This is a genomic window from Paenibacillus sp. GCM10027629, from assembly GCF_042676425.1.
GTDB lineage: Bacteria > Bacillota > Bacilli > Paenibacillales > Paenibacillaceae > Paenibacillus_K > Paenibacillus_K terrigena.
Window position 1 is genome coordinate 182,274 of record NZ_JBHTGZ010000022.1, and the last position, 13,593, is coordinate 195,866.

At 43.9% G+C, this 13,593-nt stretch carries 12 protein-coding genes and 1 rRNA gene; 9 read left to right on the forward strand and 4 right to left on the reverse strand.

The annotated features are described in order from the left end of the window. Positions 1–21: 21 nt before the first annotated feature. From jag to rpmH, 4 genes are all read right to left on the reverse strand, one after another. Positions 22–711 (reverse strand): RNA-binding cell elongation regulator Jag/EloR, encoded by a 690-nt coding sequence (gene jag / locus ACFQZR_RS28925; RefSeq protein WP_018754154.1) that lies wholly within the window; start codon positions 709–711, stop codon positions 22–24. Continuing rightward, positions 708–1,484, reverse strand: a complete 777-nt coding sequence (locus tag ACFQZR_RS28930; protein WP_379351748.1) for a YidC/Oxa1 family membrane protein insertase — start codon at positions 1,482–1,484, stop codon at positions 708–710. The genes jag and ACFQZR_RS28930 overlap by 4 nt, the downstream gene beginning before the upstream one ends. 80 nt (positions 1,485–1,564) lie before the next feature. Then, the gene (rnpA, locus tag ACFQZR_RS28935; RefSeq protein WP_379351749.1) at positions 1,565–1,912 is read right to left on the reverse strand and encodes a ribonuclease P protein component; all 348 of its coding nucleotides are present in this window, start codon (positions 1,910–1,912) and stop codon (positions 1,565–1,567) included. Between the two features lie 138 nt (positions 1,913–2,050). After that, positions 2,051–2,185 (reverse strand): 50S ribosomal protein L34, encoded by a 135-nt coding sequence (gene rpmH / locus ACFQZR_RS28940; RefSeq protein ID WP_018754151.1) that lies wholly within the window; start codon positions 2,183–2,185, stop codon positions 2,051–2,053. A 630-nt stretch (positions 2,186–2,815) separates the two neighbouring features. Here rpmH and dnaA point away from each other — a divergent pair. The 9 genes from dnaA to ACFQZR_RS28985 all read left to right on the forward strand — a co-directional run. Continuing rightward, positions 2,816–4,171: a chromosomal replication initiator protein DnaA gene (gene dnaA, locus ACFQZR_RS28945; protein ID WP_379351750.1), complete on the forward strand. Its 1,356-nt coding sequence runs from the start codon at positions 2,816–2,818 to the stop codon at positions 4,169–4,171. Positions 4,172–4,397: 226 nt separating this feature from the next. After that, positions 4,398–5,543 (forward strand): DNA polymerase III subunit beta, encoded by a 1,146-nt coding sequence (gene dnaN, locus ACFQZR_RS28950; protein WP_379351751.1) that lies wholly within the window; start codon positions 4,398–4,400, stop codon positions 5,541–5,543. A 33-nt stretch (positions 5,544–5,576) separates the two neighbouring features. Next, on the forward strand, positions 5,577–5,801 hold the full coding sequence (gene yaaA / locus ACFQZR_RS28955; RefSeq protein WP_379351762.1) for a S4 domain-containing protein YaaA: 225 nt from the start codon (positions 5,577–5,579) through the stop codon (positions 5,799–5,801). A 36-nt stretch (positions 5,802–5,837) separates the two neighbouring features. After that, positions 5,838–6,950: a DNA replication/repair protein RecF gene (gene recF, locus ACFQZR_RS28960; protein WP_379351752.1), complete on the forward strand. Its 1,113-nt coding sequence runs from the start codon at positions 5,838–5,840 to the stop codon at positions 6,948–6,950. A 46-nt stretch (positions 6,951–6,996) separates the two neighbouring features. Beyond that, the gene (gene remB, locus ACFQZR_RS28965; protein ID WP_018754146.1) at positions 6,997–7,248 is read left to right on the forward strand and encodes an extracellular matrix regulator RemB; all 252 of its coding nucleotides are present in this window, start codon (positions 6,997–6,999) and stop codon (positions 7,246–7,248) included. Between the two features lie 46 nt (positions 7,249–7,294). Continuing rightward, positions 7,295–9,205, forward strand: coding sequence for a DNA topoisomerase (ATP-hydrolyzing) subunit B (gyrB, locus tag ACFQZR_RS28970; protein WP_379351753.1), 1,911 nt, complete (start codon positions 7,295–7,297; stop codon positions 9,203–9,205). 226 nt (positions 9,206–9,431) lie between these two features. Beyond that, positions 9,432–11,978, forward strand: coding sequence for a DNA gyrase subunit A (gene gyrA, locus ACFQZR_RS28975; RefSeq protein WP_379351754.1), 2,547 nt, complete (start codon positions 9,432–9,434; stop codon positions 11,976–11,978). Between the two features lie 38 nt (positions 11,979–12,016). After that, positions 12,017–13,090, forward strand: coding sequence for an HD-GYP domain-containing protein (locus tag ACFQZR_RS28980; protein ID WP_379351755.1), 1,074 nt, complete (start codon positions 12,017–12,019; stop codon positions 13,088–13,090). A 300-nt stretch (positions 13,091–13,390) separates the two neighbouring features. After that, a 16S ribosomal RNA gene (locus ACFQZR_RS28985) occupies positions 13,391–13,593 on the forward strand; the annotation flags it as partial.

Consider the following 13,593-nt stretch of genomic DNA (forward strand, 5'->3'; position numbering starts at 1 on the left):
CAGGAGTCATTGCATTTTCGTCTACTTAAGTGTAATAATCACACGGCGATTTGGTTCTTCGCCTTTACTAAATGTTTTTACTTTTGGATGATTTTGAAGCTTCGCGTGAATCATTTTCCGCTCTTGCGGCGACATCGGTTCGAGTACGACCTCTTTCCGAGTCCGGATCACTCGGCCAGCGAGTCTATCCGCTAGATCCTCAAGCGTCTTTCTGCGGCGGTCACGGAACGATTCAGCATCGAGCACAACGCGCAGATGATTCTTCGAATATCGGTTAACGACAATATTCGTCAGATACTGCAGCGCATCCAAGGTCTGACCTCGACGCCCGATGAGCAATCCGAGATTGGATCCGGTAATGTTCAAGACATGACCTTCACGATCTTGTGTATGCTCGACTTCAATCTCTAAATCCATTGTACTTGCCACTTCTTGAATAAAGCGTATGGCTTCTCTTACCGGGAACGTATCGTCTTTCTCTTCCACTGCAACAGGCTCTACAGCTTGTACCGCCGAAATCGTTGCAGCCTCTGGCTCAGGGAACAGCGTTAATTCTACCTTTGCTGCTCTGGCACCGATGAGGCCGAACAATCCTTTGGACGGCTGCTCTAATACTGTAATCGAAACGCGATCCTCAGTTGTATTCAACTGGGTTAAACCGTTCTTTACTGCATCCTCAATCGATTTACCTGAAGCTACGACTGTTCTCATTTGGCAGGGAGGGCCTCCTTGTCTTTACCCGATTTTCTTTTATATAGGAAGTAATTCTGAACAATTGTATAAAGGTTACTGTATATCCAGTAGAGTGGCAACGCGGCTGGGAACTGAATCGCCATCACGAAGATCAATACTGGGAAGATGAAGAACATCATTTTCATTGCGCCCGTCGCTTGCGTTGGCATCATCTTCGATTGTACGAATGTTGTAATTGCCGCAATGACCGGTAGAATGTAGAGATGATCTGGTTTGCCCAGCTCCATCCATAAGAAGGCATGCTCTCTAATATGAATGTTCATGTAAATCGAATTATACAGTGCGATGAATACCGGCATCTGAATAAGTAATGGAAGACATCCTGCTAGCGGATTAATGGAATGCTGTTGGAACAGCTTCATCGTCTCTTCCTGTTGTTTCTTCGGATCGTCTTTATACTTCTGCTTAATCTTGTTGACTTCCGGTTGAATCTCTTGCATTGCTTTGGAACTGCGCATTTGCTTGATCGTGAGTGGTAAGATTAACGTACGTACGATCAACGTAAGCACTAGAATGGCTAGACCATACTCTCCTCCGAACCATCTTGCGAATGTATCCAGTGCATAGGAGAAATAATACACGACATTAGACTGCCAAAATCCTCCGTTTTTCATCTCTTCCGTCGTCAACGATGCCTGTGTTGTAGAAGTACAGCCCGCAAGCAATACAACAAGCATGACAAGTGCGACGAGGACAATCCATTTACGGTTACGTAGCTTATTCAGAAACAAGATTCATAACTCCTCTCTTCGCCTACCGATTCCAATGTAAATAATAACATATTTAATACAACAAAGAAACTGTCCACATGCTAGCGGGACCGCTTGATTAGCGATGCTTTTTTGAGCACATGCAGAATGCTTTTCTCCATCTCTTGAAAAGACATCTGGACAGCCCCTTTTCGTACAATAAAGACCAAATCGACATGGTCGATGATCCGTGCTTCATTTTTACGGACAATTTCCTTAATGAGCCTGCGCATTCGATTGCGAACGACCGCATTCCCAATTTTTTTACTTGCAGAGATGCCTAATCGAAACCGATCGATTTCCGGCTTGTTGAACCAATACACCACAAATTGATGATTGGCGAATGATTTCCCATGCCGATAGACACGTGTGAAGTCTGCACGATTAGTTAAACGCAGTTTTTTTTGCACGACGAACTCCTCTGGCCTCATGAGATTAGATCAACTGTCAGTATCGACCAACAGACACCTTTATAAACCGTACCAATGCATACGATTTCTTCTCCTTACATGAAAAAAAGACCACCAAAAGTGGTCTTATCATACGCTCTAAGCGCTTAATTTGTTTCTGCCTTTAAGACGACGAGCAGCTAAAACCTTGCGGCCGTTCTTCGTGCTCATTCTCTTACGGAAACCATGAACCTTTTTACGTTTACTTACATTTGGTTTAAATGTAGGTCTCATTTATTTGCACCTCCTCAAAGGAATTCCAATTATCGGTCTTCAAAAAACACCTTATACCATTAAATCATGGGCTGTTCCAAATGTCAACCAATCCCTCTTTATACCATATAGAAGATATTCGCTCAAATGTATGACATTCTTCCTTGATCCATAAACTATACCTCTCACATTATCCACAGCCCAGCCCGAATACATATACACAGATTTGTTCGACAAAAACTTACCCACAGCGGACAACCTGTGAATAATAAAAATCACATTTTGGATAACTTTGTCGATTGTTCAACAAGTTATAAACAATATCTTGTGTTGTACATAAAAATTATACACAAGTTATTGAATTTGTGGATAAAATCCTTGAATCCGTTGAAAATCAAGCCTCTTTTTGCTATGCTTAGATTACTTTTTGCTGTGAATAGCCGTTTAAATTAACAATCTTATCAACAGCCTGTGGATAACGTTGTGAACAAACTTCGATGTAAGGGTACAAAATCAGTTGCATGATACTGCATTTTGTGGATATTTCTACATCGTTTTTTCTTTTTCTACGACATTGGACAAGCTTAGCTTGTTCAAATGGCACCCCCATGGCTACAACCACATTTGAAATAATAATAAGGAGTGACTTCTGTGGATAGCAGCCATACGAACGAAATATGGCATCAAATTTTGTCTGTCATCCAAACAAAATTAAGCAAACCCAGCTTTGATACCTGGTTTAAAGCAACGCGACTCGTATCCCTTAGTGATTCTTCCGTCATCATATCGGCACCGACTTCTTTCGCAGTAGAATGGCTTGAAAGCCGCTATACCAAATTAGTCGCATCTGCCATTTCTGAATATTTGGACAAAAAAGTTGACGTCAAGTTTGTCATCGACGAACCGAAACAGATCGATCTACTGCCACCTCAACCATTGACGGCAGCTACAGAGCCGGTCGTTCAAGACGAACCATTTCCTCATATGTTAAATCCGAAGTATACCTTCGATACATTTGTTATTGGTGCGAATAATCGTTTTGCCCATGCTGCGTCGCTTGCCGTAGCAGAAGCTCCGGCCAAAGCCTATAATCCGCTCTTCTTATATGGTGGCGTTGGTCTTGGCAAGACGCACTTAATGCATGCGATCGGTCAATTTATATTGGAGCATAATCCTTCCGCCAAAGTACTCTATCTTTCATCTGAGAAATTTACGAATGAATTTATTAATGCCATTCGTGATAACCGTGGGGAAAGCTTCCGGAATAAATACCGCAACATCGATATTTTGCTGATCGATGATATTCAATTTCTAGCGGGGAAAGACGGAACACAAGAGGAATTCTTCCATACTTTCAATGCGCTGCATGAAGAACGGAAGCAGATCATCATTTCCAGTGACCGGCCGCCGAAAGAAATACCGACATTGGAAGAAAGACTTCGTTCCCGGTTTGAATGGGGTTTAATTACCGATATTCAGGCTCCGGATCTGGAGACACGTATCGCAATTCTTCGGAAAAAAGCGAAAGCAGAGAATCTGGATATTCCGAATGAAGCCATGGTCTATATTGCCAGTCAAATTGATACGAACATTCGAGAGCTCGAGGGCGCTCTTATTCGTGTCGTTGCCTATTCTTCGCTCATTAATGAAGACATCACATCGCATCTCGCAGCCGAAGCACTCAAGGATATTATCCCATCTGCACGTCCGCGAATGATTACGATTCAACATATTCAGCAGAAAGTCGGCGAATTCTACAATTTGAAGCTCGAGGATTTCAAAGCAAGAAAGCGGACCAAAGCGGTTGCTTATCCGAGACAAATCGCGATGTATCTCTCACGCGAATTAACGGATTATTCCCTTCCGAAGATCGGCGAAGCTTTTGGCGGACGCGACCATACGACGGTCATCCACGCCCATGAGAAAATCAGCCAAAATCTGAAGACCGATCAGGAATTATATAAAATCATCAATAACATCACAGAGAAAATTAAAAACCCTACGTGATAGGACGTTTTCTTCTAAAAATCTATCAACACCTATACTTCAAAACAAAAACGCCTATGCACAATCTATACACATGTGGATAGGCTTCATTTTTGGACGTTTAAGGCACTTATCCACATATTCAGGGTGCCTACTACGATTACTAATAATTATTTAAAGAATTACAACTATACACAGCGTCGTACGAATTCATTTTTCCCAAGGAAAATGTAAAAGGAGAATTTCCATGAAAATCAGTATTTTAAAACATGAACTCAATGATTCGATACAAAATGTATCTAAGGCAATTTCCAGTCGGACTACAATTCCCATTCTCAGTGGTATCAAAATCGATGTTTCTTACCAAGGGGTAACTTTAACAGCAAGTGATACAGATATTTCGATTCAAAGTTTTATTCCTGTTGAAGATGATAAACAAACCATCGTTCAAATCGAGAAAATTGGTAGCGTCGTATTGCCTGCTAAATTTTTTATCGAAATGATTAAGAAATTGCCATCAGAATTTATCGAAATTGAAGTTAAAGAGCATTTCCAGACGTTTATCCGTTCTGGTGCAACAGATATTCAAATGGTCGGCTTGGATCCTGAAGAATTCCCTGTACTTCCAACGATCGAAGAAAACGAAGTACTCAGTATTAACGGGGATCTTCTCAAAACGATGATCAAACAAACCGTTTTCGCAATTTCAACGAACGAAAGCACGCCGATTCTAACGGGGATCCTCTGGAATCTATCCGGCAATGAATTGAAATTTGCAGCAACAGACCGCCACCGTCTAGCAAGCCGCACGGCAACGATCCAAGTTGAATCCGAGGCGCGGTTTAACAATGTTGTTATTGCAGGTAAGACCTTAAATGAATTAAGCAAAATCGTGCCGGATCAAAATACAATTGTCGACATTGTCGTATCGGATAACCAAGTGTTATTCAAAATCGATCGTGTCTTGTTCTATTCGCGTATATTGGACGGCATTTATCCCGATACTTCTAAAATTATTCCGCAGAATTACAAAACAGAACTCGTCCTGGATACAAAAAAATTAACGGAAGCAATTGACCGTGCTTATTTGTTATCCCGCGAAGAGAAGACAAACATTGTACTACTCATGACCAAAGAGGACGGCAGCATCGAGATTTCTTCTAGCTCGACACAGCTTGGTAAAGTAACGGAGCAGCTGGACGCGCGTGAATTTAACGGCGAACCGCTTCGCATCACATTTAACTCCAAATATATGCTAGACGTGCTGAAAGTCATCGAAAGCGAATATATTTTTATTGGATTCACAGGCGCCATGAGCCCGATCATTATTAAACCGACAGATCATCAGAACAGCTTGCATCTGATCCTGCCGTATCGTACACCGCAAGTCTAATTAGGCAAGAATCGCGTCGAAAGGGATTGAATGATGAAGAACATTACGATTAAAACCGAGTATATTACACTAGGCCAGTTTCTAAAGTTATCGGATTGCATTGCTACAGGAGGTCATGCGAAGTTTTTCTTACAAGAAGAGCAAGTATGGGTCAACGGAGAACCTGAGAATCGTCGCGGACGCAAGCTTTATGACTCCGATATTGTCAAAGTGGACGGGCATGGCGAGTTTCAAGTCGAACGATCTACGCTTTCGTAATAAGTTGTCGATTCAGACACGAGGGGAGGCGAAGGCGTGTTCGTTAAAAACATTCGGCTGCAGAACTACCGCAATATTCCCGAGATAGAACTAAATACCGACCAAAAAGTGAACATTTTCATTGGTCAGAATGCGCAGGGCAAGACGAATTTACTTGAAGCGATCTTCGTACTAGCCCTGACCAAATCGCATCGCACGGATAAGAACAAAGAACTGATCGGCTGGGGAGAATCGAGAGCGCATCTCGAAGCAGTTGTGGATAAGAAGTATGGGCCCGTTCATCTCGAGCTCAATCTCGCCCAACAAGGCAAGCAGGCGAAGATTAACGGGCTCGAGCAGAAGAAGCTCAGCAATTTCATTGGGGCGCTTAATGTTGTCATGTTCGCGCCGGAAGACTTGGAAATTGTCAAAGGAACACCAGGGATTCGCCGGCGGTTCCTCGATATCGAGATCGGTCAAGTGCAGCCCAATTACCTCTACGCTCTCCAGCAATACCAGAAAATTGTCGTTCAGCGTAACAATGTACTTAAGAATGCATGGCAGCAAGGAGCCTCTTCCCAAGCGATGCTCGATGTGTGGAACGAACAGCTTGTGACACAAGGTGTTAAAATCATCAAAAAAAGGAAACAATTTATAAGTAAATTAGAACAGTGGGCCAAATCGATTCATCAAGGGATTACGAACGGTATTGAAGAGCTATCGATTAGCTACCTTCCTTCTTTCCCCATGGACGGGTCGGAAGATGAAGCTGTCTTATTTGAGCATTTTATGATAAAGTTATCACAAATGAAGGAACAGGAAATACGGCGTGGAATAACCCTCGTAGGGCCTCATCGCGATGATCTTTCTTTTTATATCAACGATAAAGAAGTTCAAACGTACGGTTCGCAAGGCCAACAGCGCACGACCGCATTATCGCTTAAATTGGCTGAGATTGAGCTCATTCATGAGGAAATTGGCGAATATCCGGTACTTCTGCTGGATGATGTACTGTCAGAACTTGACCAGAATCGACAAACGCAGTTGATCGAGACGTTCCAGAGCAAGGTGCAGACGTTCATTACGACGACAGGTATCGAGAGCATTCATGCGAGCAAGCTGAAAGATGCGAACATCTACCATGTCCGTTCGGGAAATGTAATGCGTTAAGCACTGAAATCAGCCTTTTGAAGAAGGCTTTGAGGAGTGGAATCTGATGTATATTCATTTAGGCGGGGAAAAGGTGATTCGCTCGTCAGAGCTCGTTGCAATTTTCGATGTATCCATTGAGAAATCATCTAAGTGCTCGAAGCAATTTCTATCCCATGCGGAAGGGCAGAAGAACGTGGAAGTAATCGGCGAGGAAGAAGCGAAATCCATCGTTGTCACCAAAGGCAAAATATATTATTCCCCGATTTCCTCTACGACGTTGAAAAAAAGAGCGAACTCTTTTACGGCGGGGGCGTAAAAATCCTCGATTCGTTGAATTGAAACTATAGAAGTAGGTGAAGGGCATGTCTATGAACCAAAATACTTATGATGAGAGTCAGATTCAGGTACTCGAAGGGCTTGAGGCTGTTCGTAAACGTCCTGGGATGTATATCGGCTCAACCAGCGGTAAAGGGCTTCATCATTTGGTATGGGAAGTAGTCGATAATAGTATTGATGAGGCTTTGGCCGGTTATTGCGACACCATTCAAATTATTATTCATGAAGATAATAGTATTACCGTTATTGATAATGGGCGCGGTATTCCAGTAGGTGAGAATGCGAAGCTGAAGCGTCCGACACTTGAAGTTGTTCTAACCGTTTTGCATGCCGGGGGTAAATTCGGTGGCGAAGGTTATAAAGTATCGGGTGGTTTGCACGGGGTAGGGGTATCCGTCGTTAATGCGTTGTCAGAACAACTCATTGCTCAAGTTCGACGTGACGGTCATATCTATCAACAAGAATTCCGTCGGGGTACACCGCAATATGATATGAAAGTGGTCGGCGAGTCGGATGAGACGGGAACAACCATCCGATTTAAACCGGATCCAGAGATCTTTACAGATACAACGGTCTATGAATACGATACCTTGGTATCTCGTGTTCGTGAGCTTGCCTTCTTGAACAAAGGCATCTCCATTATTATTCTTGATGAGCGCTCAGGCCAGACACATACATTCAAAGCCGAAGGCGGGATTATTGAATTTGTTAAATATTTGAACCGCAGCCGCGAAGTATTGCATGAACAGCCGATCTACGTTGAGGGAATGAAGGATAATATCCAAGTGGAAGTCGCGCTGCAATACAACGAAGGCTATACCGAGAATATTTATTCTTTTGCCAATAATATCAATACCCATGAAGGCGGTACGCATGAATCCGGCTTTAAGAGTGCCTTGACGCGGATCATTAACGACTATGCACGTCGTGTGAACTTGCTTAAGGATAATGACTCCAATTTCTCGGGTGATGATGTTCGTGAAGGATTAACGGCGATTATCTCCGTGAAAATTCCTGAACCGCAATTCGAAGGTCAGACGAAGACGAAGCTCGGGAACAGTGAAGTTCGCGGGATCGTAGAATCCTTCTTCGCAGAGAAATTCCAGGAGTTCTTGGATGAGAATCCTGCTGTATCGCGTAAAATTGTTGAGAAGGGCCAACAAGCCGCACGTGCCCGTGAAGCTGCGAAGAAAGCTCGTGAGCTGACACGTCGTAAGAGTGCGCTTGAAGTGAGTTCATTGCCTGGGAAATTAGCAGACTGTTCCTCAAAGGATGCTTCGATCAGCGAATTGTACATCGTAGAAGGTGACTCTGCGGGCGGTTCGGCGAAGCAAGGACGCGATCGCCATTTCCAAGCGATTCTACCGCTTCGTGGTAAGATTCTGAACGTTGAGAAGGCACGCCTCGATCGGATTCTATCGAACCTTGAGATTCGTGCGATCATTACGGCAGCAGGTACAGGAATTGGTGAAGATTTTGATCTTGCGAAAGCACGTTATCACAAAATCATCATCATGACGGACGCCGATGTCGACGGTGCGCATATTCGGACACTTCTTCTGACGTTCTTCTATCGTTACATGCGCAAGTTGGTTGATGCAGGTTATATCTATATTGCGCAGCCGCCACTATTCAAAGTGGAACGTAATAAAGTCGTGCGTTACGCTGGTAGTGAAAAAGAACGCGACGATATCATTGCGGAGTTCGGCGAAGGTGCGAAATATAATGTCCAACGTTATAAAGGTCTCGGTGAGATGAATGCTGGGCAGCTGTGGGAGACGACAATGGATCCTGAGAGCCGCTCGATGCTGCAAGTGACAATCGATGACGCGATGGAAGCAGATGCGATCTTCGATGCACTGATGGGAGATAACGTTGAACCAAGACGTGACTTCATTCATCAATATGCGAAAGATGTTAAGAACCTAGATATTTAGATCACAGGGGAGATGGGGAACCATCTTCCTTTTCTTTTAAACAGGGTAATACCATGAAAAGAAATGAAAACAGCAGGACAATCATCTTATTCAATGGTATAATAGAGGTATTGTGCCGCGTTGCACGGACGCCATCGTCCATAGGTTTAATTGTACTTGGATGGTGGAACAAATAGAAATAAATGGATTATTTTTTTGAGGGATATACAGTTTGAGGAGGTCCAGCATGTCAGAAGAAACACGCTCGCAAATTAAAGATCGGGACATTGGTGTTGAAATGCGCGAATCCTTCATGGATTATGCGATGAGCATCATTGCTAGCCGTGCTTTACCTGATGTTCGCGATGGTCTGAAGCCGGTTCACCGTAGAATTTTGTTCGCGATGTCGGAGCTCGGCATGTCGCCTGACAAGCCGTACAAGAAATCGGCGAGAATCGTCGGAGAAGTAATCGGTAAGTATCATCCTCACGGGGATTCGGCTGTCTATGAGACCATGGTCCGGATGGCACAAGATTTCTCGCTTCGATATATGTTGATCGACGGGCATGGTAACTTCGGTTCCATTGACGGTGATTTTGCAGCGGCAATGCGTTATACCGAAGCACGGTTGTCTAAGATTGCAATGGAAATGCTGCGCGACATTAACAAAGAAACGGTCGATTTTGCACCGAACTATGACGGGGAAGAGCATGAACCCGTTGTTTTGCCGGCTCGCTTTCCGAATTTGCTCGTTAATGGGGTTTCGGGGATCGCTGTCGGGATGGCTACGAATATTCCGCCGCACAACTTGTCCGAAGTCATTGATGGAGTTCAGGCGCTGATTAACAATCCTGAGATCACGCCAATGGAACTAATGGATTACATAAAGGGTCCTGATTTTCCAACATCCGGCTATATCCTTGGACGGGAAGGAATTCGTCAAGCTTATGCCACAGGACGCGGATCGGTTACGATGCGCGCACGTGCAACCATCGAAGAGAACGGGAATCGTGCACGAATCGTAGTCCATGAACTGCCTTACCAAGTCATCAAAGCGCGTCTCGTCGAGAAAATTGCTGAATTGGTTCGTGAGAAGAAATTAGAAGGAATAACAGATTTAAGAGATGAATCCGACCGTAACGGCATGCGCATCGTGATTGAGCTTCGTAAAGATGTGAATCCGAATGTGGTATTGAATAATCTCTATAAACATACAGCGATGCAGACGAACTTCGGGATTAATATGCTTGCTCTAGTCGATAAGCAACCGAAAGTTCTGAATTTGAAAGATATGCTCTATCACTACCTGGAGCATCAGAAAGTCGTTATCCGTCGTCGTACGGAGTTCGATCTGAAGAAGGCAGAAGCTCGCGCTCATATTTTAGAGGGACTTCGTATTGCGCTTGATCATATCGATGAAGTGATCGCATTGATTCGCGGATCCAAGTCAGACGAAGAAGCGCGTGAAGGCTTAATTACTCGGTTCGGTCTAAGTTTCGATCAGGCTCAAGCGATTCTCGATATGCGTCTACGCCGGTTAACCGGTTTGGAACGCGATAAGATTGAGAATGAATACCAAGAACTCATGTTGAAGATTGCGGAGTATCGTGAGATTCTTGCGAATGAACAGCTTGTGCTCGATATCATTAGTGAGGAATTGAATGAGATCAAGACACGATTTGGTGATGAGCGCCGTACCGAAATAACGGTTGGTGAAGAGAGTATCTTGGACGAGGATCTTATCCCACAGGAAGATGTGATCGTAACGATTACCCATTCGGGTTATATCAAGCGTCTTCCAGTGAACACATACCGCAGTCAACGACGCGGCGGTAAAGGTGTTATTGGGATGGATACGAAAGACAACGACTTCGTTGAGCATCTTTTCGTAACCAATACGCATCATTACCTCATGTTCTTCACGAATAAAGGTAAGGTGTACAAGATCAAGGGTTATGAGATCCCAGATCTAAGCCGTACGGCTAGAGGGACACCAATCATCAACTTGATTCATATCGAGCAGGGTGAGACGATTAATGCCGTCATTCCAGTCCAGAAATTTGACAGTGATGAATATTTGTTCTTCGCGACACGTCAAGGGATTGTGAAGAAGACACCGCTTGATGATTATACGAATATTCGTAAGGGCGGCTTGATTGCGATTAATCTTCGTGAAGACGATGATCTGATCGGCGTTAAGTTAACAGACGGTAATCAAGAGATTATTATGGGAACAAGCCAAGGGATGTCGATCCGCTTCTCCGAGAGCGATGTTCGTTCGATGGGACGCAGCGCAACCGGGGTTAAAGGGATCAACATCGGTGAAGATGATAAAGTCATCGATATGGATATCGTGGATCCGGAGCTTGAGGTGTTGATTGTAACTTCCAAAGGTTACGGTAAACGTACCCCAGCAACAGAGTATCGTTCTCAGACTCGTGGCGGTAAAGGGATTAAGACCATTAACGTAACGGAGAAGAATGGCCCTGTTGTAGGACTCAAAGTGGTTCGTAATGAAGAAGACTTGATGATCATTACGGAATCAGGCACATTGATTCGGATGAGCATGTCAGGTATCTCCACGATGGGACGTTATACGCAAGGGGTTAGATTGATTAATATCCGTGAAGATGATTCGGTTGCAACGGTAGCACGCGCGGATAAGAGTGAAGAAGAAGAAGAGACGAATGGGGAATTCCAGGATCAAGCAGAGGGTCTAGAATCAGTTGATGAAGCAGCTGAGTCGGGTACAGAAGTGCAAGATGCAGAAGAGCCAGGGGATTCTGAAGAATAGACAATCGTAGTTGCATATACGGGAGAAGTGAAGCCACAATGGCGAATGTGACGGTATCAGGGCTGAAACTAGGCGATAAAATCGTACAAGATGTGCATACTCCGCTCGGTAGTTTGTTGTTTCATAAGGGGAAAGTCATTCTTCAGCGTGATTTAGAAATCCTACAAGCTTTTCTTATCACGCAGGTAGCGGTTGAACGACCGGAAGACAAACTAAAGGCACAAGAAATAGAGGAGGGGAGTGATTCTGTCACTGCTTCTGTGACAACTCCCGCCTCGTTATCTTTTTATGAGCAATATGAGAAAATGGTCTCATTGATCAAACGGGCATTCAAGAGCGCTATCGTGAATGATATTCCCGTGCTGGAGCTGCGTTCTCAACTTGAATTACTAATTGATCAGATATCGCAATATAACGTGCTAACCTTCTCACCTCGCCAGATGAAAGAGCGGGAGTACATGTATCACAATGCTGTACTCGTAGCCTTAACCTCTTATATGCTCGCGAAATGGAAGGGTATCCCGCAGAAAGAACTTATGCAGGTTGCTCTAGCGGGATTGCTGCACGATATTGGGAATGCCAAGGTTGATCCGGACATTCTCTTCAAGCCTATCGCATTAACGAGCGAAGAGACGGAAGAGGTACGGCGTCATACGACCTACGGATATAACTTACTTAAGAATCTTGCATCGATTAATGATGGGGTTAAAAGGACAGCCTTGCAGCATCATGAGAAGATTGATGCCTCGGGCTACCCGTTAGGTGTTAAATCGGAGCAGATTCATCCTTATGCCAAAATTGTTGCTGTAGCAGATATTTTCCATGCGATGACGTTGGATCGAGCGTTCAAGAAAGCAGCATCGCCTTATTCGGTGCTAGAGTTGCTTGCAGAAGAATCTTTCGGCAAATTGGATGCGGATTGTGTACGTACATTTATTCATCGTGTAACTCAGTTCCACAATGGCATGATCGTACGATTGAATGATGGGCGTATGGGGGAGATTGTATTCTCAGATCATCAACATCCGACACGTCCATGGGTTTCCGTTAAAGGACAGATTATTAATTTGGTTCATGAGCGCAACCTATATATCCAAGAGATTATAAGTTAAGGTTTATTTTTAAAAAAATAGTTGACTGATATAGATAAGCTGTGATATATTAATATTCCGCCCAAGAGAGGCGGGACAATAATATATCGCAGCTTATCTTATTTAAAAGAGATTTTAAAAAAGATTCAAAAAAAAGCTTGCAATATGAAATCAAACATGATATATTATAAAAGTTGCTGCTGAGAACAACGGCGACAACGAGAAAGACATTGATCTTTGAAAACTGAACAACGAATGATTGAAAGAATACATGAGATCAGTAATGATCTCGCTAGCAAGTTTATGAGCAAGTCAAACACTTTATTGGAGAGTTTGATCCTGGCTCAGGACGAACGCTGGCGGCGTGCCTAATACATGCAAGTCGAGCGGAGTTATTCCTTCGGGGATAACTTAGCGGCGGACGGGTGAGTAACACGTAGGTAACCTGCCTGTAAGATCGGGATAACTACCGGAAACGGTAGCTAAGACCGAATAATCAGCTTGATCGCATGATCGAGCTGGGA